Below are 25968 nucleotides of genomic sequence, written 5' to 3' on the forward strand. Positions count from 1 at the left end.
GACGGCTTCCCCGGAGGAGTTTCCTTGACGACGCAGGCGAACCCGGCCATCGACGGCGCACTGGCGCGACGGCTGGTCGACACGCAGTTCCCGCGCTGGGCCGGGCTGCCGCTGACCCGGTTCACCCCGGCCGGGTCGGACCACGTCATCTTCCGGCTCGGCGCGGAGCTGTCGGTCCGGCTGCCCCGCCACTCCGGCGCGATCGGGCAGGCGCAGAAGGAGGCGGAGTGGCTGCCGCGGCTGGCCCCGCACCTGCCGCTGGCCATTCCCGCGCCGGTCGCGGTGGGCGAACCGGACTTCGGGTACCCGTGGCCGTGGGCGGTGTCGCGCTGGCTGGACGGCGAGGTGGCCACGGTCGAAGCGCTGTCGGGCTCGCACGAGGCCGCCGTCGAGCTGGCCGGGTTCCTGACCGCGCTCCACCGGTTCGACGCCGAACCCGCGGACGGCGGCGCCCGGCCGCTGGCCACCCGGGACACCGCGACCCGGGCCGCCATCGGCCAGGTCGGCGCCGCGTTCGACGGCACGGCGCTGACCGGCCTGTGGGACGCCGCCCTCGCGGCCCCCGCCCGGTCCGGTTCGCCGGTCTGGTGCCACGGCGACTTCCACACGGGCAACCTGCTGACGACCGGCGGGCGCCTCAGCGCGGTCATCGACTTCGGCGAGTTCGGCGTCGGCGACCCGGCGTGCGACCTGATGATCGCCTTCACGCTCCTGTCGGCCGAGACGCGGGCGACGTTCCGCGCCGCGCTCGGCGTGGACGAGGCGACGTGGACCCGCGGCCGCGGCTGGGCCCTGGCGACCGGCCTGAACGCCTACGTCACGTACGCGGCCGTCAACCCGCGTGTCGCGGCGCAGACGACCCGCCAGATCACCGAGGCCCTCGCCGGGTGAGGGTCAGTACTCGTTCTTGATGACGAAGTAGGAGCCGCGGATGGTGCCGGCCAGCTTGGACTTCTGGCGGGCGAACTTGAAGGAGGACAGCTCCTCGGGGACGTCCATGCCGTCGGAGAGCTTGAACCCGACGGCCCGCTTCCCGCCCTCGTCCACGGTGTACAGGACGTTGACCGACAGGCCGTTCTCGTAGAAGACGTAGGTCCAGCGGACGTTCTCCACCTGGAAGGCGGTGGCCTCGAGCGGCGGCGAGGCGATGACGATGCCGCGTTCTTCCTCGAGGATGCGGTGCACCAGGTCGACGGCCTCCCGGGCGTCGCTCGCGGGTTCGACGGTGAAGACGTGGCCGTACTTGTTCTTGAAGTACCGGGCCTCGTTCGCCCGCAGCCCGGCCAGCGCGTCCGCCACCGGCGACGACTCCAGGCCGGCGGTCGAAACGGTGTCGAAGTCGACGGTGTGGGGCATGGCGATCCTCCGCGTGCGTCCGGTTCGGACCCAGCGTAGGCGCTCCCGCGCCCGGTCAGTAGGACGCCCGGCCGTACACGCCTTCCTTGCTGAAGCTCAGGTAGAAGTGGGTGCCGTCCTTGACGTCGGTGGCCGCGAGTCCCCAGGTGTTGGCGTACACCGTCCGCCGGCTGTTGCAGGAGATGCCGCCGCTCGAGGGCAGGAAGCACGTGGAGACGCTGACCGTCTCGGTCATCTTGACGTTGATGTCGTAGCAGTAGGACGTCGTCACGGCCTCGCCGTAGGGCGGCCAGTGCCCGTTGGGGTCCGCGCCGTTGATGGTGTGGAAGTGGTCGTTGCACGCGAGCACCGTCGCCGAAGCGGCCGGACCGGGAGCGAAGACCAGCCCGGCCAGGGCCAAGGGGACGGTCACGAGCGAGAGCGCCTTCCGTCGGTTCATGGTTTTCTCCTCCGAGCGTGGGTTGGCGAAGCGCCACCGTGCCACGGCCGGATCGGCCCGGACCGGTGTTTCGAACAGGTTCGAAACCGCTCGCGAAAAATTTCCGCGCCGGGTTGTCGGATCCGGCCGGCCGCGTTCGTGGCAGGGGTGCAGCCACCCGCGAACGGAAGGAACCCCGGCCATGAAGCTGACGACCATCACCCAGATCACCCTCGACGGAGTCGTGCAGGGCAACGGCGGCGCGTCGGAAGAAGACCGCCGGACCGGGTTCGAGCGGGGCGGCTGGGCCCTCGGGGCCGGGGACGACGAAACCCGGGCCTTCATCACCGAGACCTACCAGCGCGCCGGCGCCTTCCTCTTCGGGCGCCGCACCTACGAGCTGTTCGCCGGCGCGTGGGGGCCGAGCACGCACCCCATCGGCGTGGCCCTGAACGCCGCCCCCAAGTACGTCGCCTCGAGCACGCTCACCGAGGCGCACTGGACCGGGACGACCGTGCTCGCCGGTGACCTCGCGAGCGCCGTCGCCGAACTGAAGGCGCGGCCCGGCGGCGAACTGCAGGTGCACGGCAGTGGCACCCTGGTCCGGTGGCTGCTGGCGCACGGTCTGGTCGACGAGTTGACGTTGCTCGTCGTCCCGGTGATCCTCGGCCAGGGCGCGCGGTTGTTCCCGGAAACCGGCCCGGACCTCGCGCTCGACCTGGTCGAGTCGCGGGTCGACGCCAAGGGCGTGACCACCCAGGTCCACCGGCCGGCCGGGCGGCCGCGGTACGCGACGGCTTGAGCTCGTTCCCCCGAGAAAGGATTCTGTATGCAGTATCTGGTCTCCGTCATCGACGACAAGGTCGAACCCGGCAGCACCGACCGGCAGCCCTTCATCAGCGAGTTCAACGACCGGCTGATCGCCGACGGCCACTGGGTCTTCGCGGGCGGGCTCGCGGACACCGACGCGGCCACCGTCGTCGACAACCGGGGTGAGCAGGCCGTGCTCACCGACGGGCCGTTCGTCGAGTCGAAGGAGTACCTCGCCGGCTTCTGGGTGTGGGACGTCCCGGACCTCGACGTCGCGCTCAAGCTCGCCGCCGAGGCGTCGAAGGCCTGCGACCGGAAGATCGAAGTGCGGCCGTTCCGGTGAGCGACGCCGGAGAAGCGGTGACCCGGGCCCACCGCGAAGAGTGGGCCCGGGTGGTGGCCGCCCTGACCCGGCGGTTCGGGGACCTCGACGTCGCCGAGGAGGCGGCCGCCGAGGCGTTCGCGACCGCCGTCGAGCGGTGGCCGGGCGACGGCGTGCCGCCGAACCCCGGGGCCTGGCTGACCACCACCGCCGTCCGGAAGGCGATCGACCGGATCCGGCGCGAGAACAAGCGCGACGACAAGCACAAGGAGGCCCGGATGGTGCACGACGACACCCCGCCCGCGCCCGCCGGTGCCATCGACGACGACCGGTTGCGGCTGGTCTTCACCTGCTGCCACCCGGCACTGGCGACGCAGGCCCGGGTGGCCCTGACGCTGCGCCTGGTCGGCGGCCTGACCGTGCCCGAGATCGCCCGCGCCTTCCTGGTCCGGGAGTCCACTTTGGAGCAGCGGATCACCCGGGCCAAGGCCAAGATCAAGGCCGCGCGCATCCCGTACCGCGTGCCGTCCGCCGAGGATCTCCCGGCCCGCGTGTCGAGCGTGCTCACCGTCCTCTACCTCGTCTTCAACGAGGGCTACCTGGCGACCGGCCCCGGCACCGGCCCGGTCCGGCACGACCTGACCACCGAGGCGATCCGGCTCACCCGCCTGGTCCACGCGCTCCTGCCGGACGACGGCGAGGTGACCGGGCTGCTGGCGCTGATGCTGCTCATCGAGGCCCGCCGCCCGGCCCGCGTTGCGGCGGGCGAGCTGGTGGCGCTCGACGAGCAGGACCGCGGAGCCTGGGACCGCGGGCTGATCGCCGAGGGGCACCGGCTGGTGCGCGAGCGCCTCGCCGCCGGGGTGGCGCCGGGCCGCTACCAGATCCTCGCGGCGATCAACGCCGTGCACACGTCCGCCCGCGACATCCGCGACACCGACTGGTCGCAGGTCGTCGCCCTCTACGACCAGCTGGTCCGGGTCGACGCCTCGCCGGTCGTCGTCCTCAACCGGGCGATCGCGGTCGCCGAACTCGACGGCCCGGAGGTGGCCCTGGCGGCCGTCGGCCGGCTCGAGGACCAGCTGGCCGGCTACCACGCCTACCACGCGACCCGCGCCGACCTGCTGCGGCGGCTGTCCCGCCGTGCCGAGGCCCGGGCGGCGTACGACAAGGCGATCGAGCTGGCGGGCAACACGGCCGAGGTCGCTTCCCTGAAGCGGCGCCGGGACCGGCTGAGTTAGTCCACAGTGGACACAACTGCTCGGCTATTCGTGTGGATCGCCCTCGCACCAGCACAATTCACGCAGCGCTTCGGCTACTGTCCGCGGCAAGGGAGACCGGCGTCGCCGGTCGAGGAGGGGAGTCATCGTGCTGCGGATTTTCCGAAGATCGCTGGCGGCCGTGGTCGTGTTTTCCGGGGCGCTGGCGGGGACCGCGCAGGCCGCCCCGGGCGGACCGGTCGACCTCGGTACCTTGCCGGGCGACGACGACAGCATCGTCCTGGCGGTCAACGAGGCGGGGGTGATGGTCGGCCTTTCGTCCGTGGGCACCAATCCGCGGCGGGACCTCCCGGTCCGCTGGGACGCCGACGGCGTCATCACCGCGCTGCCGACCCCCGGCGGCAGCGCGGGACAGGTCCGGGACGTCAACGAGCTCGGGGAGTCGGCCGGGTACGTGCTGACCGCGACCGACGCCGTGCCGGCTCGCTGGGACGCCCAGGGCCAGGCGACCACGTTGCAGGTCCCGCCCGGGTTCCACAACGCCACCGCCTTCGCGATCAGCGACACCGGCGTCGTCGTGGGGAATTGGCTGACGCCAGGCAACGAGTACCACGGCTTCCGCTGGGACCCGGACGGCCAGGCCACCGACCTGGGCACGCTGCCCGGCGAGACCTGGAGCATGGCCGAGGACATCTCCGCCGACGGCCGGATCGTCGTCGGCGGCGCCCAGCGCGCCGGGGCGAACCACGCCGTGCGCTGGGTCGACGGCGGGCCGATCACCGAGCTGGCGCCGCAGAGCCCGAGCAGCGGGGCCCACCTGGTCAACGCGGGCGGAGTCGCCGCCGGGACCACGAGCGGGCCGATCGTCCCGGCGACCTGGGACACCGGCGGCACGGTCCACCCGCTGGCCTGGCCCAGCCCGTACTCGGTCTGGATCTCCTGGATCGGCTCCACCGGCTACGTCGTGGGCTACGGCTACCTGACCCCGCCGGCCCGCTCGGCGGTGCGGTGGGCCCCCGACGGCACCGTGTCCGTCCTGGCCGACGACGGCTCCAGCGCCGACGTCCAAGGGGTCGACGCGGAGGGCACCGCGGTGGGCACGCTCCGGAGCCGGGCGACCGTCTGGTACCGGAACGGGCCGCGCACGCAGCTCGCCATGCTGCCCGGCAGCACCCGCAGCGAAGCCTCCCGGATCACCGACAGCGGCCGGGTCATCGGGCGGGCCAACACCGCGGCCGGGAAGTACCACGGGGTGTTCTGGACCCTCCGGTGAGGCTCTGACCCGATCCGGGGCCGGGCCGTGTCGCGGCCGTGATCACCGCGCCGCAGGCTGTACCGAATGCGAACTGGGGTCTTCCTGCGGTGGCTGGGGCATCCGCTGACCATCGGCGCCACCACGGTGCTGCTGCTCAACGACCATGTGTTCAAACCGTGGTGGCCGGGGCTCGTCACCGGCAAGCTCAGCGACTTCGCCGGGCTGGTGGCGGCCCCGCCGGTGCTCGGGCTGCTGCTCGGCCTGTTCCTCGCCCGCCGGACCGCCGCCGCGGCCGCGGTGCTGGTGACCGGCGCGGGGTTCGCGCTGGTCAAGCTGACCGCCGCGGGCGCCGGCGTCGCGTCCGCGGCCTGGTCGGTCGTCAACGGGCCTTCGGTGATCCTGGCCGATCCGGCGGACCTGGTCGCGCTGCCCGCGCTGGGCCTGTCCTGGTGGGCCTGGCGCCGGGTGGCGACGGCCCCGCCCCTGCCGGTGCGGTTGCGGGTGGTGGCCGCGGTCCCGTTCACCGTGCTGGCGATCACCGCGACGTCGGCGCCCAGCGAGAACACCCCGGCCGTCCAGTCCGTGCGGAGCGAGGGCACGCAGGTGGTGATCGAGGCGGGCGGCGGGTTCTACGGCTCCGTCTCGGGCGTCGACGGCTGGCGGTTCCTCGGGGATGCCCCGGCGCCGTCCTGGCCGCCGCCCCGGAAGCAGGTCGAAGCCTGCGCGCCCGAGGCGGCGACGCACTGCTACCGCGTGCACGGCGCCGATGTCGTCGACGACACGCGCGGCGGCCGGCTGCTCGGCGTCGACGAAACGACCGACGGCGGCCGGACCTGGCACACCGCCTGGGAGGTGCCCGCCGTCCGGTGGGAGTTCGTCCAGCGGCAGCACCCGTTTCCCGCCGGGATCGTCAACGTGGCCAAGCTGGCCAGCACGGAGGTCGCCGTCCGCGCCGTCCCGGGTGGACACCAGGTGATCGTGGCCAACGGCGTGGAGGGGCTGGCCGTCCGCGACGCCGGCGGGACCTGGCGCCGGGTGCCCGTCGTGGTCGCCGGAACCGGGCTGGACATCCGGCCGGTGCCGCTCACCGCGTTCGGCCGGGTGATCGGGGTGGACGTCATGATCGCCGGGCTGCTCACCCTGCTCGCGCTGGTGATCGGGACGGCGGTGGCGGCCGGCCGGGTCCGCGCCCGGCACGGACGCGGGCTCATGGCGGCGCTGCCCGTCACCCTGTTCCTCTTCGCTTCCGTCCCGATCAGCGGCTTCGTGGCGTTCTTCGGTTCGAACGCCGGGCAGTCGACCCTCCTCTGGCTGGTGACCGAGGTGTGCCTGCTCGGCGTCGGTGCCGCGCTCGTCCTGGCACCACGACGGCCGCTGTACCGGCCGCGCATGCTCGTGGTGGTCGCCGCCGCCGTCCTGCCCGGACTCGCCTCCGTCGTACCCGCGCTGGGCTGGACGGTCGGCCACCCGCAAGAGCCGGCCCCGGGCATCCTCGGGCTGATCCTCGCCGCGGCCTGCCTGCCGGTGATCGTCGCGGCCGGCTGGTGGGCGGGCGCGCGCGACCCGGACCCGGACCTGCGGGTGGAACCGCCGTGGCCGCCGCTGTCCTGGCCGCCGCGGGATACGATCGGGCCAATGCCAGGGTCGTAGCGCAGAGGCAGGCGCGCCGCCGTTTCGCGCGCCGAGCCGGCGTCAGCGCTGGAGGGTCAGCACGGCGGGCCGCCAGGGCAGGTGGTTGTAGTCGGTGCCGTCGGACGCGGGGTTGCGGCCCTGGTACAGCAGCTGCAGGTGGCAGGGGTCGACCGTCTTGGTCTGGTCGGGGTTGGTGCGGACCAGGTCGCCGTGGCTGATGTCGTTGGTCCACGTCGCGCCGCTGTTGGCCTTGCCCGCGAACGGGTTGCTCTCGGTCGCGGCCTGCGGGGTCCACGTGCCGCCCAGGCTGGTCGTGGTGAACGAGCGGAAGAAGCGGCCGCCCGCGCCCATCGCCTCGACGAGCATCAGGTACTGGTTCTGGCCCTGGACCTGGTAGACCTCGACGGCTTCGAAGAGGTTGGCCGTGGTGTCGCTCATGATCGTGGTGTAGTTCGAGCCGAAGCTGCCCGGGAAGTTGCCGATCGGCATGCTCGCCCGGTAGATCTTGCCGTTGTCACCGGCGAAGAACAGGTACATGTTCGTGCCGTCGCCGATGAGGGTCTGGTCGAGCGGCGCGCCGCCGGGGATGGTGCCGGTGAACAGCTCCTGCGGGGCGGACCAGCCGTTCGCGTTGGTCGGGTCGCTCGACGTCCGGTAGCTGAAGGTGGTCGGGCCCCATTGGTAGGCGAGCACCCAGATGTTCTTGGGGGCGAAAAAGAACAGCGTCGGTGCGACCGTGCCGATGGTCATTCCGGTCTGGCCGGCCGAGGCCACGTCGGACCAGTTCGTGAACGGGCTGAACGCCATCGAGCCGTACGACCCGGACGCGTCGGTCGTCGACCCGTAGACGACGTGCTTGCCGTTGTGGACCACGCTGCTGAAGTCCTTGAGCGCCAGCCAGCCCGCCTTCGGTTCGGCCAGCGGGCCCGTCGAGGACCAGTGGTAGGACGCCGGGAGGGCGCACGAGGCGGTGTCACCGAGCCGGACGAGCTGCCACTGCTGGTTGGCGCCCTTCCAGTCGCCGTACTGGACGACGGCGGCGCCGTCCGCGGTCGACGCGCCGGTCACCTCCACGGCCTTGCCGCTGTTGCGGTTGAGCAGGCGGAGGTAGCCGCCGTCGGAGTCGGCGAGGCTGAACTGCTGGTTGGTGCCGTTCAGATCGGTCCACTGCTGGACTTTCGCGCCGTCCGCGGTCGACCAGTTGCCGATGTCGAGCACCTTTCCGGAGTTCTTCGACTTCAGCCGGTAGTAGCCGTTGCCGGAGTCCACGAACTGCCACTGCTGGTTGGCGCCGTCGTGGCGGGACCACTGGTGGATCGCCGCGCCGTCGGCGGTGGACGCCCCGGAAACGTCCAGCACCTTGCCGCTGTTGCGGTTGACCAGCACGTACCACGCACTCGTGTCGACGGTCGCCGCCGACGCCGCGCCGGGGGCGAGCACGACCGCCGCGGTGGCCGCGAGGACGGTGGTGAGCAAGGCGATCAGCGCGCGCCTCCCCCGGCTGCGCCGGACGCGAACCGCTCGGTGTGATGACCTCATCGGTTCTCCTTCGCGGATCTGTTAGCGCTAACAATCAGCCCGGAAAAATGTAGGCTATTTCCTCGTGTGCCGTCAACTTTCGATTTCGTCGAATGTATCCGACAACGGCGGGACGCCGGGAAGCAGCAGTCCGGGCGGCGGGCTGTCCCATGGGTCGAACACGGGCGGCGCGGTGTAGTCGTCGGTGCTGACCTGGGAAAGGTCGACTTCGCCACCGGTGAACCGGGCCCCGCGGAAACTCACTTCACCACCGGCGAACGCGGCGCCGTCGAACTGGACGCGCCCGCCGCTGAACTCCGCGTTTTCGAAAGTCACCCGGGCGTCGCCGTCGAACGTGGCGCCACCGAACCACACTTCGCCGCCGCTGACGTGCATTCCGTCGAACGACGTCCAGCCGCCGGGAAACCGGGCCAGGCTGAGCAGCAACCGGCCGCCGGTCATCCGGATGTCCGCGAAATCGGCGGAGCGGAGCACGGCCCGCAGGAGGTTGAACTCGTGACCGTGCCAGCCGACCGGCGCCCCCGGGCGGAGGTGATCGCTGATCACGCTGGTGATCGAAAGGCGCACTTCGGATTCTTCGTCGTGGTACCACGGCGAATCGATCGCGGGCTCGTACGGGATGCGCAGGTACGCGCACAGCACGTCGATGCACACCTGGCGCTGCTCGAGCCATTCGTCGGCCAGGCTGGCCATGGCGTAGATCCCGGCGAGCCGGACGGTCGGCTTCTCGTGGCCGATCTGCGCGCACGCACTGGCGAAGCGCTCGTTGAGCACCTTGACGCGCTCACGAGCCTCGGCGATCTCCCCGATTCGCTGCTTGCGGTAGGCGACGACCAGCGCCACCACCCCGCCGACCCCGGCCACCACCGACAAGGCGATCTTGACGACGTTCAGCCGCGTGTCCGCACTCGGCGCGGCGGGCAATCCCAGCGCCAGCCACAGGAGCCCGGCCGCGACGGCGAACACGCCGAGCCCGATGCAGACCACCGCGACGAGGTGCCGTTTGATGGACCACAGTCCGGTGGTCGGTGCGTTCGTCGAAGCCACGGCGAGATCCTAGAGCGCGTCCGGAGCCGGCGTGGGTGTTTCCGGGCGGCGGGGCAGGGTCAGCGTGAACACCGCGCCCCCGTTGTTGTGCGCGCCCGGGCCCGCGACGCCGGACTGGATGCTGTTCACCAGGAACGCCCCTGAGCAACCTCGCCACGATGATCGGGGCAGTGCCGTGGCGGGCGGCGTTGACGAGCAGCGGTGAACTTCGCCGTGCGCGGCCCCGTCACCCCGGAACAGGTGGCCGCCGCCCGGCACGCGCTCGGCTGCGGCGACCTGGCCGAAATCCGGCGTCCGACCCGGGAACCCCTGACGTTCAGACGCTTCTGGGACAACCTCACCGGCGCGTGGCACCGCACCACGGTCACGGTTCCCGTTGCCACCGAACGGAAGTTCTGCTGAGGCGCCCCCACAGCTTCGCGGCCAGAACGGCGACAGTCAGCAGCGCGATGCTGCCGGCGACGTCCAGGACGTAGTGGTTCCCGGTGGCGAAGACGTCCGCCACCATGAGCGCCGGGAACAGCCACGCCAGCAGCGCCAGGCGGGGATGCGTGCCCCGCAGCGCGATCCACACGGCATACGCGCACCACAGCGACCAGCCGACGTGCATGCTCGGCATCGCCGTGTGGTGGGTGGGCCTCGTCCAGCTCTCCACGGCCAGGAAGTCGTACCTGGCCACGACGTCGACCGCCCCGGGCAGGGCGAACCGCGGTGGCGACATCGGCACTGCCCAGTAGACCGGCAGCACGAGCGCCATCATCGCGACCATCGTCCGGCGGACGTGGCGGTAGACGCCGGCGTGCCGGACGAACACCCACAGCAGCACACCGGCGACCACCAGGTAGTACAGCCGGTACAGGTACACCGCCAGGTGCGCGAGGACCGGCTGCCCGGCGAGCCAGCTGTTCACGCTCAGTTCGATGTCGAGGTGCGCCGAGTGTTCGATGGCCTGCAGCGCCTGCGCGTTGGCTTCGGCGGCCGCGAAATCCTTGCCCACGGCGGCGTCGAGACGCGCGAAGAGCAGGAAACACAGCACCAGGAAGGTCAGCTCGACGAGTACTCCGGGGCGCTCGCCGGTGCCCCGGAGGAGCGCCGCGGACCCTGCCTTCACGCCGGCAGGGTCCGCCGCAGGAATTCGGTGGTCAGCTCCCAGGCCCGGGCCGCCGCTTCGGGGTGGTGGAACATCGGCGCCACGTTGTTGTGGAAGGCGTGCCCGGCGTCCTCCTGCACGTGGATTTCCGCCCCCGGGTGCGCGGCGACGGCCGCCTCCACCACGGCCACATCGGACCGCGGGATGTACGGGTCCTGCCCGCCGAAGTGGAACTGGATCGGGCACTCGACCCGGGACAGCCCGTCGATCTGGGCCGCGACCGTGGAGCCGTAGAACGAGACCGCCACGTCCGGATCGCCCTCGACCGCCGCCGCAAACGCCAGCGAACCGCCCAGGCAGAAGCCCAGGACGCCGACGCCGCCGGCCACCGACGGCAGCGAACGGAGGTGGGCGACCGTGGCCAGGACGTCCGCCACCGCGAGCGCCGGGTCGAGGGAGCTTGCAACCTTCATCGAGGCCGCGACCCCGGCTTCGTCGTGCGTCGAGGACCAGCCCGGCGCCGTCCGCCAGAACAGTTCCGGGACCGCCACCACGTATCCCGCGGCGGCCAGGTCCGCCGCGACCGAACGCAGGTAGTCGTCGAGGCCGAAGATCTCCTGGACCAGCACCAGGCCGGGCCCGCGGCCGGACGGGGGGTGCCAGATCGGGAGGTCGGCGAGCATCGGGTTCGTCACCCGATCACCGTACTGGTTCCGCGGCCGGGAGCGTCCTAAGTTGGGGTGCCGACCAAGGAGGCGTGATGGCTGAGCAGACCAAATACGTCCTGGACGAAGCCGATCTCCCGACCCAGTGGTACAACGTCATCCCCGACCTGCCCGAGCCGCCGCCACCGCCGCTGCACCCCGGCACGCGCGAGCCCGTCGGCCCGGACGACCTCGCGCCGCTGTTCCCGCAGGCGCTCATCGCCCAGGAAGTGACGACGGATCGCTATGTCGACATCCCTGAGGAGGTCCGGGAGGTCTACCGGCTCTGGCGCCCGTCGCCGCTGTTCCGGGCGCGCCGGCTGGAGAAGGCGCTGGGCACGCCCGCGCGGATCTACTACAAGTACGAGGGGGTCAGCCCGGTCGGGTCGCACAAGCCGAACACCGCGGTGCCGCAGGCGTTCTACAACGCGGCCGAGGGCGTCACGCGGCTGACCACCGAGACCGGCGCCGGCCAGTGGGGGAGCGCGCTCGCCTTCGCGTGCGCCCAGTACGGGCTGGAGTGCGAGGTCTGGCAGGTCCGCGCGTCCTACGACCAGAAGCCCTACCGCAAGCTGATGATGGAGACGTTCGGCGCGACCGTCCACCCGAGCCCGTCCGAGCTGACCGAGTCCGGCCGCGCGATCCTCAAGCAGCACCCAGATTCCACGGGCAGTCTCGGGATCGCGATCAGCGAAGCCGTCGAGCAGGCGGCGCAGGACCCGAACGCGCGGTACGCGCTGGGCAGCGTGCTCAACCACGTGCTGCTGCACCAGACGGTGATCGGCGAGGAGGCCCTCAAGCAGTTCGAGCTGGCCGGCGACACCCCGGACGTCCTGGTCGGCTGCACCGGCGGCGGGTCCAACTTCGGCGGGCTCGCTTTCCCGTTCCTGCGCGAGAAACTGGCGGGCCGGATGAACCCGGTGATCCGCGCGGTCGAGCCGGCCGCGTGCCCCTCGCTGACGCGCGGGAAGTACGCCTACGACTTCGGCGACACGGCCGGGCTCACGCCGTTGCTCAAAATGCACACGCTCGGCCACGAGTTCATCCCGGACCCGATCCACGCGGGCGGGCTGAGGTACCACGGGATGTCCCCGCTGATCTCGCACATCTACGAGCTCGGCCTGATCGAGGCGATCGCCATCGGCCAGCAGGAGTGCTTCGCGGCGGGGGTCCGGTTCGCTCGCTCGGAGGGCATCATCCCGGCACCGGAGCCGACGCACGCGCTGGCGGCGTGCATCCAGGAAGCATTGCGCTGCAAGGAAAGCGGTGAAGAGAAGGTGATCCTGACGGCGTTGTGCGGTCACGCCCACCTGGATTTGCCGGCGTATGGGGCGTACCTCGCCGGAAACATGGTGGACGACGAGCTGTCCGACGCGGTCCTCGAGGAATCCCTGGCGACGCTGCCTTAGCGGGCGTCCGGGATCTCCGGGCGGGTGAGCTCGGTGCGGGCGGTCGCCAGGACCACGCGGTCGCGGCCGCCCGCCTTCGCCTCGAACACCGCGTCGTCGGCGGCCTGGAGGAGGATCGTGTACTCCGTGGCCGTTTCCGGGTACACCGCCGCGCCGATCGAAGCCGTCAGGCCGCTGATCACCTCGGGCTTGCCCGGGCGGATCACCGGGACCGGGACCTCGATCCGGGCGATCGCCCGGCGGATGCGGTCCGCGACCGACGCGATCTCCGCACTGGTCGTGCCCGGCAGGAGGACCACGAACTCGTCGCCGCCGAAGCGGCCCACGTAGTCGCCGCCGCGGACCGAACCCTGGATGGCTGCCGCGACGGCGCGCAGGACCTCGTCGCCCGCCAGATGACCGTTGCCGTCGTCGATGGCCTTGAAGTGGTCGATGTCGATCATCAGCACGCCGGCCGTCGAGGACAGCTCCGCCGCGCGGGCGAGTTCGTTGCGGGCCAGCTGCACCCAGAACTCCGGCGCGAGCAGCGCCGTCTTGGAGTCGGTGCGCGCGGCCGCCTGGAACTGGGGGAGCAACAGGCCGATGTGGAGCGCCACCGGTGTCACCATGAGCACCGGCAGCAGCCACGGCCGGACCGTCATCACCAGCGCGATCCCGCAGCCGACCCCCACCGCGGCCAGCACGATCAGCACGTCGGACGGGTTGCCGAACGCCTGCCGCGGCGGCTTGCCCGGGTTGCTCATCAGGATCGCGAGGATCACGAGCACGTAGTTCAGGCCGAAGTAGACGATCCCGGACGTCAGCAGCGCGAGCATCCCGCCGAAGCCGTCCAGGTAGGGGACGTAGGGCGCCACGTGCCCGGTGCCGGCCCACAACACCGCCCCCGCGGCGGCGCAAGCGAGGATCACGGTCGCGCCGGAGAACACTTTCCGGTGAATCACGCCGCGCCGTTTGTAGACCCGGAACCAGGAATGGGCATAGCTCACGACGATGACCAAGGTGGCCAACGGCGGCGGCAGCAGGAGCAGCCCGGCGAAGATCCAGATCGACTGCAGGTGCATGTGCGGCCGGCCGTCGGCGGCCAGCTCCCGGATGCGCTCGATGCGTTGCGCCGCTTCGAGGTGCACGACTTCACCGGCGAGGATCAGTCCACACCAGAGCAACGATTGGGTGGTGATCGGCACCAGTGCGGCCGTCGAGACGACCGCGATCAGCGCCAGGGCGTCGACGATGAGGACGTAGCCGAACACCGGAGTGGCCAGCTTCCACATCGCCCACGTTCGGAAACCTGATCGTGGACGTTCTGAGCTGGGCTTTCGCCCTGGGGACCCGGACAATCCCACGAAACGCCCTTCTGCTCAGGATGAAACTCTTCGCAGAATTCGTCACTGTAATCGAATGAACGCGGTGTGTCACTAGGCTGGTCGGGCTACCGTCCGGTCACTCACCGTGCAAGATCCCTCACGGAACTGGAGAAAATCATGTCGCACTTCCTGCCCAACGCCAACATCGTCCCGTCCCGCCGCCGCGCGCAGCGGCCGACCGACTGGACGCGACAGCTCCCCACCGACTGGACCCGCGCGATCCCCACGGACTGGACCCCGCGGCAGCTGCCGACCGACTGGACCGCCCGCGAACTGCCCACCGACTGGACGGTCCGCGAGCTCCCGACGGATTGGACCCGGCCCGGCGTCTCGCCAGCCGAGTGCCCCACCGACTGGACCCCGCGCCGCATCCCCACGGACTGGACGCGGGCCTGACCAGTACCCGGTGGCCGGCCGGCCTCCGCGCCGGTCACCGGGGGTCCGGTTGTGCACGCCGCTCGGTCGGGCCGCGCCTGCTCGGGCCTTGCCGCGGGGGCGCTGAAGGTCTGCCCGGTCGAGTCGCGCCATTCGCGCCTGCCCCGGTCTTGCGGCGGCGTCACCGGGAATCCGATTGCGCCCGCCGCCGCAGCTGGGCCGTGCCGCCATCGCGCCTGCCCAGCCCTTGCAACCCCCGTCACCGGGGATCCGCCCGCCGCCACAGTCGGGCCGCGCCCAGTGCCGCCAGCACTCCTACCGCGCCCGCCCCCGCCACCACCCCGTGCGGGGCCCACCGCTCGGCCGCCAGCCCCGCGAGCACCACACCGAGCCCCTGCGACACCCGCAACGCCGTCAACGCGAACCCGAACGCCTGGGCGCGCTGCCCCTCCGGCGTGAGCTGCACGAACGTCGTGTTCGCGATCAAGTTGTACGAACTGGCCACTCCGCACAGCGTGAACAGCGCCAACGTGGCCAACAGGTCCGGCCGCAGCGCGCACCCCACCAAAGCCGCGCACGCCAGGACCGCGAGCGGCCCCAGCAGTGGCCCCCGGCGCGCCTGCGGGATGCGGGACAACGCCGCCATCCCCAGCACGTTCCCCAGCGCGAACGCCCCCAGCAGCAGGCCGACCACCACCGCGCCGCCGCCGAGCTCGGCGGCGTACGGTGCCGCGATCGCCTCGCCCGCTATGTAGATCCCCGACACGCAGCCCAGCGCCACCAGGGCGAGGCGCCGGCGGTCGCCCGCCACCACCGTCCAGCCCGTGCGGATGTGGCGCCACCAGCGCGCGCCCGTCGAGCCCGGGGGCCTCGGGGCCACGCCGGCGACCAGGAACAGGGCCGACACCGCGAAGGTCGCCGCGTCCGTCAGGAGGGCGCCGCTCGTGCCCAGGCCCGCCACGAGGAGGCCGCCGAGGGCGAAGCCGGCGACCTGGCCCGCCTGGACCAGCATCATCAGCAGGCCCATCCCCGGCACGAACGTCTCGCCCGGCAGCACCTGCGGCAGCAGCGCCGCCCGCGCGGAGCTCCAGACCGGGTTGAACAGCTGGACGCCGACCAGCAGCGCCGCCACCGCCGGGAGCGGGAGGCCGGGCACCGCCATCACGGCCACCGCGAGCGCCCGCAGGAGGTCCGCCAGGACCATCACCGTGCGCGGCGGGTAGCGGTCGGCGAGCCCGGACAGCAGCGGCCCGCCGACCAGGTCCGGCAGGAACGTCAGCGCGTAAGTCAGCGCCGCCCAGCCCGGCGAGTTCGTCCGGTCGTACACCAGGATCGACAGCGCGACCCGGGCCAGCTGGTCACCGGTGACCGACACCAGCTGGGCGGAGAACAGCGCCCGGAACTCGGTCACGGCGAGGACGTCCCGGAACCCGACCGCGCGCCCGCTCATGGGCACTCAGGGTACCGCCGCGAACGCCCAGCGTGAACGTCCGTTAGGAGGTCACTGCCCCTCGCCGCAGACGATTTTCGGTTGCGGGTTGTAGTGGACGGTCCGGGTCGAGCGGCTGACCTCGCGGCCGGTGGCGGCGTCCTTGAGCACGCGGGTGTTGCTGGTGGTGAACCCCGGCGCGCCGTTCGAGGCGTGGCAGTTCTCGGCCGGCCCCGGCTTGGTCGGCGGGTCGCTCTGGTTGGTCTGGGCGCCTTCGATCGACTCGACGGTGTAGCGCTTGGTGCCCCACAGCTTCACGGTGATCGACGACGGCGTCCAGATCGTCTGGATCGCGATGCCGGTCGGCGCGTCGTTGGTGAACTTGAGGTCGATGACGCTGGAGCCGTTGGGGTTCTGGAACACCGTCGCCTCGCGCGCGGCGGGGTAGCGGCTGATGTAGTAGCTGTGTTCCTTGTGCCCCGCGTCCTTCAGGCCCGCGAAGTAGGACGCGTTGTACAGCGTGGTCGCGAACTGGGAGATGCCGCCGCCGACCTCGCGGCCGGGCGCGCCGTCCTTGATCACGCCCGCCTCGACGTACCCCTGGGCCGTGCCGCGCGGGCCGGTGAACCCGTTGAGGCTGAACGTTTCCCCGGGCTTGACGATCGCGCCGTTCACCTTCTGGGCGACGGTCCGGATGTTGACCCCGGAGTCGGCCGCGAACTTCTGGGTGGTGAACTCGCCGACGACCTCCTTGATGCCGAGCTGGTTCGCCTGCTCGGTGGTCACCTTCGCCGGGCTGTCCTTGTAGACGGCGGCCACCTCGCGGCCGTCGGTCTTCTTCAGCACGTCGGGCAGCGGCTTGAGGCTGGGGTCCCAGTCGACGGTCCGGCCGTCGGTGGAGGGGTCGACCGTGGGCTTGCCGCCCTCGAAGACGACGGTCGCGTCCTTGCCCTCCTTCTCGGTGGACTTCAGCTGCGGCCCGGCGGCTTCGGCGATCTTCGCGTTGTCGATCTTCGGCGTCAGGCCGCCGCCCTCGGCGGGCTCGAAGCCGATCGCCGCGGCGATCGCCTCCGGCTTCACGGTCGCGTTCTTGCCTTCGCCCTTGACCACCAGCGGGCCGGAGACGGCCGGCCGCGCGAACCCGTCGAGCGCCGCCTGGACGCCTTCGGGCGTGGTGCGCACCGGCGTGCTGGTCACCGGCAGCGCCAGGGTCTCCCCGCTCGCCCACTCTTCGACGACGGCGGCGGTCGCGGCCGGGACGTCGAGCTTCTGCCCGGCCTTCGGCGGGACGGCGACCGGTTCGGCACCCTCGAACTTCACGGTGCCCTCGACCGGGTCGCGGTCGACCTGACCGCGCAGCGCCTCCAGCGCGGCGGTGAGCTTCGCCTGGTCGGAGTGGCTCACCACGCCGACCTCGCGGCTGGAGAACAGCGACGCCAGGCGCGTGAAGGGGTTCAGCGGCTGCTCACCGGCCTGGTCGAGGGTCTGCGGCCAGTCGAGCTTCAGCCCGGCGAGCGTCGGCGACAGCGTGCCCTGGTATTCGCCCGCGGTGACGGCGAGCGGGCGCGTCAGCCGCGGCTCGATCTTCCCGCGCAGTTCCTGTTCGGCCGCTTCCCGGCCCATGCCGCCGACGTCGACGCCGGCCACGGTCACCCCGCGCGGGACGCTGCCCTGGCTGATCAGGATGTCGATCCCGTAGATCGCGACCAGCACGCCGAAGACGCCGCCCGCGATCAGGCCGGCCTTGCGAAACGAGCGCTTCGCGGTGGCGGGACCCGGTTCCGGCTCGGGCCGGACGACGGGCAGGACGTCGGTCTGCTCGCCGTGCGAGTCGGGCCAGTGCGGTTCGTGCGGCAACTCTCCACCCCTTCGACGCGGCACCGGGTTGCGACGGTGACGGGACCAGCGTACGGGGCACCCGGACAAGCCGTACGACTCGCCCTTATGGGGGATGAATCGGTCACGGATCAGTGAATTCACCGGGCGTCGGGTTCGGGATTGCGGCCCGCCCGCGCGAGGAAATCGAAGTCGCAGCCTTCGTCGGCCTGCGTGATGTGTTCGGAGTAGAGCGCGCCGTAGCCGCGTTCGAACCGCGGGGCCGGGGCGGTCCATTCGGCACGCCGCCGCTCCAGTTCCGCATCGGACACCTCGAGCCGCAGCGTCCGTGAGGGAACGTCCAAGGTGATCAGGTCGCCGTCGCGGACCAGGGCGAGCGGGCCGCCGACGTGCGATTCGGGCGCCACGTGCAGCACGCAGGCGCCGTAGCTCGTCCCGCTCATCCGCGCGTCGGAGATCCGGACCATGTCCCGGACGCCCTGTTCGAGCAGGTGGGCGGGGATCGGCAGCATCCCGTACTCGGGCATGCCGGGGCCGCCGAGCGGGCCGGAACCGCGCAGCACCAGCACCGAGTCCGCGGTGATCGCCGGGTCGTCGATCCGCTTCTTGAGGTCGGGATAGTTCTCGAAGACGACGGCCGGGCCGGTGTGCGTCAGCAGGTGCTTCCCGGCCGCGATGTGCTTGATGACCGCGCCCGAGGGCGCCAGGTTGCCGTGCAGCACCGCGACCCCGCCCTCGGCGGCGACCGGGTTGTCCCGCGTCCGGATGACGTCGTCGTCGTGGACGCGCGCGCTCGCGAGGTTCTCGCCGAGCGTCCGGCCGGTGACGGTGAGCCGGTCCGGGTGCAGCAGATCGGTGAGCCGCGACAACAGCCCGGGCAGGCCGCCGGCGTAGTAGAAATCCTCCATCAGCCAGTCGCCGCCGGGCCGGATGTTCGCCAGCACCGGCACGCGCCGGGCGATCGCGTCGAAGTCGGCCAGCGAGACCCCGATCCCGCTGCGGCCGGCCATCGCGATCAGGTGAATCACGGCGTTGGTCGAGCCGCCGAGCGCGAGCACGGTGGTGATCGCGTCGGCGTACGCGCGCTTGTCGAGCACCTGGGTGATGGTCAGGTCCTCCCAGACCATGCCGACGATCCGCGCGCCGCTGGCCGCGGCCATCCGGTGGTGCGCCGAGTCGACGGCGGGGATCGACGCCGCGCCCGGCAGCGTCACGCCGAGCACTTCGGCGGCCGAGGTCATGGTGGACGCCGTCCCCATCGTCATGCAGTGGCCCGGCGAGCGGGCCAGCCCGCGCTCCAGTTCGGACATTTCGGCGTCGCCGATCAGCCCGGCGCGCTTGTCGTCCCAGTACTTCCACATGTCGGTGCCGCTGCCGAGGACCTCGTTGCGCCAGTGCCCGCGCAGCATCGGCCCGGCCGGGACGAAGATGGCCGGCAGCCCGGCGCTGGCCGCGCCCATCAGCAGCGCCGGCGTGGTCTTGTCGCAGCCGCCCATCAGGACGGCGCCGTCGATCGGGTAGGACCGGAGGATTTCCTCGGTCTCCATGGCCAGCAGGTTGCGGTAGAGCATGGGGGTCGGCTTCTGGTAGGTCTCCGACAGCGTGGCGACCGGGAACTCCAGCGGGAAGCCGCCGGCCTGCCAGACACCGCGTTTGACCTGCTCGGCGCGTTCGCGCAGGTGCATGTGACACGGGTTGATGTCCGACCAGGTGTTGAGGATGCCGATGACGGGTTTGCCGAGGTGCTCTTCCGGGTTGTAGCCGAGCTGGCGGCTGCGGGCGCGGTGGCTGAAGTTGCGCAGTTCGTCGCCGCCGAACCACCGGTGGCTGCGGAGTTCCTCGGGTTTCTTCATGCGATCCAGTATGGCATCTGATATACGATCGAGGCGCCTGGTTGAATTGGGGTTCACAGATCGAGGGAGCGCGCCATGACCGGGACGTTCAGCCTGCCCGCCTCCCGGACCGAAGTGGTCCTGGAGGAGATCCGCCGCGGCATCCTGACCCGGGAACTCGTCCCCGGGCAACCGCTCGTCGAGGCGGAGCTGGCCGCGCGGCTCGGCGTGTCGAAGACCCCGGTGCGCGAGGCGCTCAAGGTGCTGTCCAACTCCGGGCTGGTGACGTTCAGCCCGTACAAGGGCGCGTCGGTGATCACGGTCGACGCCGAGCTCGCGAAGTCCGTCTACGACGTGCGGATGGTGCTCGAACCGGAGGCCGTCCGGCGGACCGTCGAGCGGCACGACCCCGAGCTGCTGGAAGACGCGGCCGAGGCGCTGAAGGAGGCGTCGACGGCCATCGCGGACAAGGACCAGGCCGCGCTGAGCCTGCTGAACCGCCGCTTCCACCGCGCCCTCTACTCCGGCTGCGGCAACCCGCTGCTGGTCAGCATCCTGGATGACCTCAAGGACCGCGCGGCGCTGATCAGCGTCGTCGGCTGGGAGGCCAACCCGAGCTGGAAGAAGGAGTGGACCGAGCACAAGGCGGTCCTCGCGGCGGCGAAGAAGGGCGACGCCGAGGGTGCGGCCGCGCTGCTGCGCGACCACATCGGCGGGTTCCTGGACCGGGTGCTCAAGGCCATCGGATGAAACTGCTGCTGATCTCGGACACCCACCTGCCGGCCCGGGCCCGCGAGCTGCCGCCGCAGGTGTGGGCCGAGGTCGCGGCCGCCGACGTCGTCGTGCACGCGGGCGACTGGGTCGAAGTCGCCCTGCTGGACGAGCTGGCGGAGCGCAGCAAGCGGCTGATCGGCGTGTACGGCAACAACGACGGCCCGGCGCTGCGGGCCCGGCTGCCGGAGATCGCGCGGGCGGAGCTGGCCGGCGTCCGCCTGGCGGTGATCCACGAGACGGGCGCGAAGCAGGGCCGTGAGCAGCGGTGCGACGCGCAGTTCCCGGACACCGACGTGCTGGTCTTCGGCCACAGCCACATCCCGTGGGACACGGTGACGCCCTCCGGGATGCGCCTGCTCAACCCGGGTTCGCCGACCGATCGCCGTCGCCAGCCGTACTGCACGTACCAGACCGCCGTGGTGCGCGAGGGTGCTTTGGCGGACGTCGAGCTGCATCAACTGCCCCGGAGGGGGTAGACAGGTCCCATGGATCCGGCATGGGCGTTGCGGGAGATCGCGTTCCAGCTCGAACGCGCGGGTGAGCCGACCTACCGCGTCCGGGCGTTCCGCAACGCGGCGGCGACGGTCGACAAGACCGGCGCCGAGAAGCTGGCGCAGCTGGCGGAGAACGGCACGCTGACGTCGTTGCCGGGGATCGGCAAGGCCACGGCGGGGGTCATCGAGGACGCGCTGGCCGGCCGTGATCCGGCGTACCGGGGGAAGATCGTCGAGAAGGAACTGCCGAGCGGAGAACCCCTGCGGTCGGCGTTGCGCGGCGACTGCCACACCCATTCCGACTGGTCGGACGGCGGCAGTTCGATCGGCGAGATGGCGGTGGCGGGCCGCGACCTCGGCCACGAGTACATGGTGCTGACGGATCATTCGCCGCGCCTGGCGGTGGCGAACGGGCTGTCCCCGGACCGGCTGCGGACGCAGATGCAGATCGTCGCGAAGGCCAACGAGCTGATGGCCCCGTTCCGCCTGCTGCACGGGATCGAGGTCGACATCCTCGACGACGGCTCGCTGGACCAGGAAGAAGAACTGCTGGGGCAGCTGGACTTCGTGGTGGCGAGCGTCCATTCGAAGCTGCGGATGCCGGCGCGGGACATGACGCGCCGGATGGTGGCGGCGGTCCGCAACCCGCACGTCCGGGTGCTGGGGCACTGCACGGGCCGGCTGGTGGTGGGGCGCGGGCGCCCGGAGTCGGAGTTCGACGCGGAGAAGGTGTTCACGGCGTGCCGCGAGAACGGGGTCGCGGTGGAGATCAATTCCCGCCCGGAGCGGCTGGACCCGCCGATGCGGCTGCTGCGGCTGGCCGCGGAGCTCGGCTGTGAATTCACGATCGACAGCGACGCCCACGCGCCGGGGCAGCTGGACTGGCTGGGGTACGGGTGCGAGCGCGCGATCAAGGCGGGGATCGGGCCGGAGCGCATCCTGAACACCCGCACGGCGGAGGAACTTCTGGTCCGGTAGCCCGGCTTGCCTCGAGCGCTTCCGGTGCGCCCGAGGCAAGCCGGACCCGGCTCAGTTGATCGTGTACGAGTCGCCGTACACCTTCCACTTCAGGGGCGTGTGCAGGTCGAAGTTGCCCTCGTTCAGGAACTTCAGCTGCTCGGTGTCCACCCGGGACGTGTCCGCGTGCGCCTCTTCCTGCTTCATGATCACCTTGCGGGCGTCGAAGAACGCCTTGAGGTACGTCGTTTCGTTGCCGCCCTGGGCCGGGGTCTTCGCCTTCTTCATCGCGGCCTTGCGGATGCCGCCGAAACTGTCGGAACTGTCGCCGGGGCCGTGCATCACGATCGCGTCGTAGTACGCGAACTGGCCGAGGTTGCTCAAGCCGTCGGCCTTGCCCTGGTTCACCGACGGGTTGAAGTAGACGCGGTCGCGCTCGTTGTTCTGGGCCGTCTGGAACGCCGTGGTCGCCGCGGCCTGCTTCCAGGCGCTCTCGAACGCCGAACCCAGACCCGCGTGGGAGTCCGTTCCGTTCACCTTGCGCAGCGCCGGAAGGTACTTCGCGAGGGGGTTGTCCGGCACCGAATTCGTGTACGCCTCGACGAGTTCGAGCATGTCACCGGTGCCGGAACAGAAGCCGATGATGCCCGCGGTGTACCCACGGCCGTCGCCGATGTCTTCGATGTACTTGTACTGCGCCTTCCAGTCCAGCGACGAGTTTTCCGCACTGGAGACCAGCTTCATCGCGATCTCCTTCTTCGCCGGCGCCGAAAGGTCGCCGGCGGCGAGCACCGACGCGCTCACCGGCGCCGGAGCGGCCGAGGAGAACGCGGGCGTGGTGATCACGAGGGCCGCGACGGACGCGGCGCCGAGCGTGCCGATGAGGACCGGCCGCAACTTCTTGCTCATGGGGAGGGGACCCTTTCCGCGGGGTGCGCCGTCGGATCACGGCGGTACGGGTGAGGCGGGTGGAGCTGCGGCGTAGCGACACGGTAGCGAAGAGTCAGCGAGCTCCACAAGAGGTGGAATCCGTTCATGTTCGTGAACGGTCCAGACCATCGCGCAGGGTCCGCAAAGGACGGTCAGCGCGCCCCGGCGAACAGGCGGATGACGTCCGGCAGCACGGACACCGGGATCGTGGGGTCGATCGCCCGCTGGACGCCGAGGCCGATGCCCAGGCTGAGCAACGCCGTCGCGGCATCGTCGGCCGACATCGGGAGCGTGATCCCGAACCGCTCGGCGTACCCGGTGAGCAGGCCGGCGATGGTGTCGCGGATGGCCTTGTCGCGCGCGGCCAGCTCGGCGCGCACGTGCGGGTCCCGCCGCGCGTTCGTCGCGAACTCGACTTCCAGGGCGGTCCAGGCCTCGTCGCCGATGCTGCGCTCGGCCCACGTCTGGAACGCCGCGAGCAGCCCCTCGACGCCCTCGGCGCCGGCCAGCGCTTCGGCGACCAGGGCGACCTGCTCGTCGTGGATCCGGTCGAGCACCGTCAGGCAGAGCTCGTCCTTGTTGCGGAAGTTCGAGTACACCGCGCCCTTCGAGTACCCGGCCTCGTCGGCGACCTTCTCCAGCGACGTCACCGAGTAGCCGTCGCGCAGGAAGAGCAGCTTGGCGGTCTCGATCAGCTGCTCGCGGGTGCGCGCCTGGCTTTCCGCGCGGGTGAGTCGGGCCATGCCGCAACTCTAGCCAACCTCGGAATCGGGGTACCGATGGTTTTCAGATACTGTTAGTCTCCGAAAATGGAACAACGTCACTTCGCGGTCCTCGTCGTCGGTGCCGGGGCGTCGGGGCTGGGGGCCGCCATCCGTCTCGCCCAGGCCGGCGTCGGCGACCTCGCCGTGCTGGAGAAGGCGGACGCGCTCGGCGGGACCTGGCGCGACAACACCTACCCCGGCTGTGCCTGCGACGTCCCGTCCGCGCTGTACTCGTACTCCTTCGCGCCCAATCCCGAGTGGACGCGCGCGTTCGCCGGCCAGGCGGAAATCCGCGCCTACCTGCAGGACACGGCGGCGCGCTTCGGCGTCACCGGGAAGATCCGCTACGGCGTCGAGGTGACGCGCGCCCAGTGGAACGCCCGGGAGTCCCGTTGGGAGCTGGAGACGTCGAAGGGGCCCTACACCGCCCGGATCCTGGTCGCCGGCACCGGTCCCTGGCACGAACCGCTGGTCCCGGACCTGCCCGGGCTGGCCGGGTTTCCGGGCGAGGTCTTCCACTCGGCGCGCTGGAACCACGGCTACGACCTGACCGGCAAGCGGGTCGCGGTGATCGGCACCGGCGCGTCGGCGGTCCAGTTCGTCCCGCAGATCGTGCCCCGGGTGGGCCGGCTGCACCTGTTCCAGCGCACCGCGCAGTGGGTGCTGCCGAAGCCGGACCACGCGGTCCCGGGCGTCGAGCGGTTCCTCCTGCGGCGGTTCCCGGCCCTGCAGCGGGCCCTGCGCGGCGCCGAATACGGCCTGATGGAGACGCTCGGGTTCGGTTTCCGGCACCCGTGGCTGCTGCGGCAGGTGCAGAAGATCGGGCTCGCCCACCTGCGGCTCGCCGTGCGGGATCCGGCGCTGCGCCGGGCGTTGACGCCGGACTACACGCTCGGCTGCAAGCGCCTGCTGATGTCGAACACGTACTACCGGTCGCTGAGCCAGTCCCATGTGGACGTCCATCCGACGGCGGTGCGCTCGGTTTCCGGCAGCACGGTCACCGGCGCGGACGGCTCGGCGGCGGAGGTCGACGCGATCATCTTCGGCACCGGCTTCCACATCCTCGACATGCCGATCTCGGCACGGGTGTTCGACGCCGACGGCCGCAGCCTCGACGACCACTGGAAAGGCAGCCCGCAGGCGTACGCGGGGACGTCCGTGGCCGGGTTCCCCAACCTGTACCTGCTGCTGGGCCCGAGCCTCGGCACCGGGCACTCATCGGCGTTCACGATCGTCGAGGCCCAGTTGCGGCACACGGTCGCGGCGGTGACCCGGACGCTGCGTGCGGAGGGGACGTCGCTGGCGGTCCGCCCGGAGGCGCAGGCGGCGTTCAACGCGCAGGTCCAGGCGGCCTTGCCGGGCACGGTGTACCAGTCCGGCGGCTGTTCGAGCTACTACACGGATGTGAACGGCCGCAATAGTTTCAGCTGGCCGTTCTCCACCGGGCGGCTGCGGGCGCAGGTGGGAGAGTTCCGGGAAGCCGACTACGAGCTCGGTCAGTCCCACTCCCAGCACATCCCGTAGACGCCCGGCTGCGCGTCCAGCACCGCGATGTGGCTGGTCCCGCTCGGGCCGACCGGCAGTTCCGGCCCGGAAGCCGCCTCCCCGGCGTAGCGGTAGCACCGGACCGGCACCGCCGCCGGGTCGAAGCACGCCTGCAGGACGAGCTGGCGGGCCGGGGCGCGCACGCCGAACTGCAGGTAGTTCGTCTCCGGTGGCTCCCCGTCGTAGGCGAACTCGAAGTCGAACACGTACGTCTCGCCCGCCCGCAGCGGGTAGTCGAAGCGCAGTTCGCACGCCACCAGTTCGGACGCCGCGTCCCGGCGGACGCGGCCCGGGCGGCAGCAGTGCGCCGAGCGCAGCACCGGCCGGCGGCCCCCGCCGGTCTGCGGCCGGAAGAACGACACCCAGCGGTCGACGCCGTCCGCGCGGCTGGTCACCACCAGCTCCGTGCGCACCGACCGCTCGGTGCGGTCCGCACCCAGCGTCGCCCGCTGGTGCACCGAGACGAGCGCGAGCCGGGCGTTGCCGTCGAGGTCGATGCCGTCGCAGGCCGCCAGGTCGGTCGGCGCGGAGCCGAGCGCGCTGGCCAGGCTGACCCCGCCGGGCCACGGCTGCGCACGGCGCTCCCGCGGCCGCGTCACCAGGCTGGTCAGCGCGTCCGCGGGCAGGCCGAGGCAGCTTTCGGCGACGGTCACCGCGTGCAGCGAACGCCGGCCCTCCGGGTGACGGCGCCCCCGCCGCCAGTAGCTGAGCGTGGCCAGGCTGACCTGGGCGCCGCGGATCGCCATCCGCCGCTGCAGGGCCTCCAGGCTCAGGCCGCGCTGCCGGATCGCCTGGTCGAAGGCCGCGGCGAACGGTCCTTCCCGGACCGTCGCGGCGACCTCCGCGGGAATCGCCTCCATCCGGGT

The 25968-nt window shown here is 71.5% G+C and carries 26 protein-coding genes; 13 read left to right on the top strand and 13 right to left on the bottom strand.

Features of this window, described 5'->3' with window-relative positions:
- Window positions 1-24: 24 nt before the first annotated feature.
- On the top strand, window positions 25-891 hold the full coding sequence (locus tag H5965_RS18515; RefSeq protein ID WP_310971251.1) for an aminoglycoside phosphotransferase family protein: 867 nt from the start codon (window positions 25-27) through the stop codon (window positions 889-891).
- A gap of 3 nt (window positions 892-894) precedes the next feature.
- Here H5965_RS18515 and H5965_RS18520 read toward each other — a convergent pair whose 3' ends face one another.
- The gene (locus H5965_RS18520) at window positions 895-1356 is read right to left on the bottom strand and encodes a phage tail protein (protein ID WP_310971252.1); all 462 of its coding nucleotides are present in this window, start codon (window positions 1354-1356) and stop codon (window positions 895-897) included.
- 55 nt (window positions 1357-1411) lie between these two features.
- The gene (locus H5965_RS18525; RefSeq protein WP_310971253.1) at window positions 1412-1795 is read right to left on the bottom strand and encodes a hypothetical protein; all 384 of its coding nucleotides are present in this window, start codon (window positions 1793-1795) and stop codon (window positions 1412-1414) included.
- Between the two features lie 181 nt (window positions 1796-1976).
- On the opposite strand from H5965_RS18525, the gene H5965_RS18530 reads away from it, so the two are divergent.
- The 5 genes from H5965_RS18530 to H5965_RS18550 all read left to right on the top strand — a co-directional run bounded on the left by H5965_RS18530 (window position 1977) and on the right by H5965_RS18550 (window position 7031).
- Window positions 1977-2576, top strand: coding sequence for a dihydrofolate reductase family protein (locus tag H5965_RS18530; RefSeq protein WP_310971254.1), 600 nt, complete (start codon window positions 1977-1979; stop codon window positions 2574-2576).
- 27 nt (window positions 2577-2603) lie between these two features.
- On the top strand, window positions 2604-2927 hold the full coding sequence (locus H5965_RS18535; protein ID WP_310971255.1) for a YciI family protein: 324 nt from the start codon (window positions 2604-2606) through the stop codon (window positions 2925-2927).
- The gene (locus tag H5965_RS18540; protein ID WP_310971256.1) at window positions 2924-4147 is read left to right on the top strand and encodes a sigma-70 family RNA polymerase sigma factor; all 1224 of its coding nucleotides are present in this window, start codon (window positions 2924-2926) and stop codon (window positions 4145-4147) included. The genes H5965_RS18535 and H5965_RS18540 overlap by 4 nt, the downstream gene beginning before the upstream one ends.
- A gap of 127 nt (window positions 4148-4274) precedes the next feature.
- On the top strand, window positions 4275-5399 hold the full coding sequence (locus H5965_RS18545; RefSeq protein WP_310971257.1) for an HAF repeat-containing protein: 1125 nt from the start codon (window positions 4275-4277) through the stop codon (window positions 5397-5399).
- A 66-nt stretch (window positions 5400-5465) separates the two neighbouring features.
- A complete protein-coding gene (locus tag H5965_RS18550) occupies window positions 5466-7031 on the top strand; it encodes a hypothetical protein (RefSeq protein ID WP_310971258.1) in 1566 nt (521 codons plus the stop codon).
- A 42-nt stretch (window positions 7032-7073) separates the two neighbouring features.
- Here H5965_RS18550 and H5965_RS18555 read toward each other — a convergent pair whose 3' ends face one another.
- Together H5965_RS18555 and H5965_RS18560 are read right to left on the bottom strand one after the other, a co-directional pair.
- On the bottom strand, window positions 7074-8552 hold the full coding sequence (locus H5965_RS18555; protein ID WP_310971259.1) for a non-reducing end alpha-L-arabinofuranosidase family hydrolase: 1479 nt from the start codon (window positions 8550-8552) through the stop codon (window positions 7074-7076).
- Window positions 8553-8624: 72 nt separating this feature from the next.
- The gene (locus H5965_RS18560) at window positions 8625-9599 is read right to left on the bottom strand and encodes a pentapeptide repeat-containing protein (RefSeq protein ID WP_310971260.1); all 975 of its coding nucleotides are present in this window, start codon (window positions 9597-9599) and stop codon (window positions 8625-8627) included.
- 201 nt (window positions 9600-9800) lie between these two features.
- On the opposite strand from H5965_RS18560, the gene H5965_RS18565 reads away from it, so the two are divergent.
- A complete protein-coding gene (locus H5965_RS18565) occupies window positions 9801-10001 on the top strand; it encodes a hypothetical protein (RefSeq protein WP_310971261.1) in 201 nt (66 codons plus the stop codon).
- Here the strand turns inward: H5965_RS18565 and H5965_RS18570 are convergent.
- Window positions 9964-10710 carry a phosphatase PAP2 family protein gene (locus H5965_RS18570; protein ID WP_310971262.1) on the bottom strand — a complete coding sequence of 249 codons (747 nt, stop codon included), beginning with the start codon at window positions 10708-10710 and terminating at the stop codon, window positions 9964-9966. The two genes, H5965_RS18565 and H5965_RS18570, sit on opposite strands and share 38 nt — an antisense overlap.
- Window positions 10707-11372 (bottom strand): dienelactone hydrolase family protein, encoded by a 666-nt coding sequence (locus H5965_RS18575; protein WP_396136916.1) that lies wholly within the window; start codon window positions 11370-11372, stop codon window positions 10707-10709. The genes H5965_RS18570 and H5965_RS18575 overlap by 4 nt, the downstream gene beginning before the upstream one ends.
- Before the next feature lie 77 nt (window positions 11373-11449).
- Between H5965_RS18575 and H5965_RS18580 the strand changes: the two genes are divergently transcribed.
- The gene (locus tag H5965_RS18580) at window positions 11450-12802 is read left to right on the top strand and encodes a TrpB-like pyridoxal phosphate-dependent enzyme (RefSeq protein ID WP_310971264.1); all 1353 of its coding nucleotides are present in this window, start codon (window positions 11450-11452) and stop codon (window positions 12800-12802) included.
- On the opposite strand, the gene H5965_RS18585 is transcribed toward H5965_RS18580, so the two are convergent.
- Complete coding sequence (locus tag H5965_RS18585; protein ID WP_310971265.1) at window positions 12799-14073, bottom strand: diguanylate cyclase; 1275 nt, start codon at window positions 14071-14073, stop codon at window positions 12799-12801. The two genes, H5965_RS18580 and H5965_RS18585, sit on opposite strands and share 4 nt — an antisense overlap.
- Before the next feature lie 210 nt (window positions 14074-14283).
- Between H5965_RS18585 and H5965_RS18590 the strand changes: the two genes are divergently transcribed.
- Window positions 14284-14562 (top strand): hypothetical protein, encoded by a 279-nt coding sequence (locus tag H5965_RS18590; protein WP_310971266.1) that lies wholly within the window; start codon window positions 14284-14286, stop codon window positions 14560-14562.
- Window positions 14563-14800: 238 nt separating this feature from the next.
- Here the strand turns inward: H5965_RS18590 and H5965_RS18595 are convergent, their stop codons facing one another.
- From H5965_RS18595 to araD, 3 genes are all read right to left on the bottom strand, one after another.
- A complete protein-coding gene (locus H5965_RS18595) occupies window positions 14801-15991 on the bottom strand; it encodes an MFS transporter (protein ID WP_310971267.1) in 1191 nt (396 codons plus the stop codon).
- 51 nt (window positions 15992-16042) lie between these two features.
- Window positions 16043-17827, bottom strand: coding sequence for a VanW family protein (locus tag H5965_RS18600; protein WP_310971268.1), 1785 nt, complete (start codon window positions 17825-17827; stop codon window positions 16043-16045).
- Between the two features lie 119 nt (window positions 17828-17946).
- Window positions 17947-19659, bottom strand: coding sequence for an L-arabinonate dehydratase (araD, locus tag H5965_RS18605; protein WP_310971269.1), 1713 nt, complete (start codon window positions 19657-19659; stop codon window positions 17947-17949).
- A 75-nt stretch (window positions 19660-19734) separates the two neighbouring features.
- Between araD and H5965_RS18610 the strand changes: the two genes are divergently transcribed.
- Genes H5965_RS18610 through H5965_RS18620 form a run of 3 tightly spaced genes read left to right on the top strand, consistent with a single transcriptional unit; the run spans window position 19735 to window position 21884 of the window.
- The gene (locus H5965_RS18610) at window positions 19735-20388 is read left to right on the top strand and encodes a GntR family transcriptional regulator (RefSeq protein WP_310971270.1); all 654 of its coding nucleotides are present in this window, start codon (window positions 19735-19737) and stop codon (window positions 20386-20388) included.
- Window positions 20385-20888, top strand: a complete 504-nt coding sequence (locus H5965_RS18615) for a YfcE family phosphodiesterase (RefSeq protein ID WP_310971271.1) — start codon at window positions 20385-20387, stop codon at window positions 20886-20888. Before H5965_RS18610 ends, H5965_RS18615 begins: the two co-directional genes overlap by 4 nt.
- A 9-nt stretch (window positions 20889-20897) precedes the next feature.
- Window positions 20898-21884, top strand: a complete 987-nt coding sequence (locus H5965_RS18620; protein ID WP_310971272.1) for a PHP domain-containing protein — start codon at window positions 20898-20900, stop codon at window positions 21882-21884.
- Between the two features lie 51 nt (window positions 21885-21935).
- Here H5965_RS18620 and H5965_RS18625 read toward each other — a convergent pair whose 3' ends face one another.
- Both H5965_RS18625 and H5965_RS18630 read right to left on the bottom strand, forming a co-directional pair.
- Window positions 21936-22772 carry a chitosanase gene (locus H5965_RS18625; protein ID WP_310971273.1) on the bottom strand — a complete coding sequence of 279 codons (837 nt, stop codon included), beginning with the start codon at window positions 22770-22772 and terminating at the stop codon, window positions 21936-21938.
- A gap of 173 nt (window positions 22773-22945) precedes the next feature.
- Window positions 22946-23536 (bottom strand): TetR family transcriptional regulator, encoded by a 591-nt coding sequence (locus H5965_RS18630; RefSeq protein WP_310971274.1) that lies wholly within the window; start codon window positions 23534-23536, stop codon window positions 22946-22948.
- 66 nt (window positions 23537-23602) lie between these two features.
- On the opposite strand from H5965_RS18630, the gene H5965_RS18635 reads away from it, so the two are divergent.
- Window positions 23603-25081, top strand: a complete 1479-nt coding sequence (locus H5965_RS18635) for an NAD(P)/FAD-dependent oxidoreductase (RefSeq protein ID WP_310971275.1) — start codon at window positions 23603-23605, stop codon at window positions 25079-25081.
- Here the strand turns inward: H5965_RS18635 and H5965_RS18640 are convergent.
- Window positions 25054-25962, bottom strand: a complete 909-nt coding sequence (locus H5965_RS18640) for a hypothetical protein (protein ID WP_310971276.1) — start codon at window positions 25960-25962, stop codon at window positions 25054-25056. The genes H5965_RS18635 and H5965_RS18640 overlap by 28 nt on opposite strands.
- Between the last annotated feature and the right edge of the window lie 6 nt (window positions 25963-25968).

It is taken from the genome of Amycolatopsis sp. 505 (genome assembly GCF_031625235.1).
Taxonomy (GTDB): domain Bacteria; phylum Actinomycetota; class Actinomycetes; order Mycobacteriales; family Pseudonocardiaceae; genus Amycolatopsis.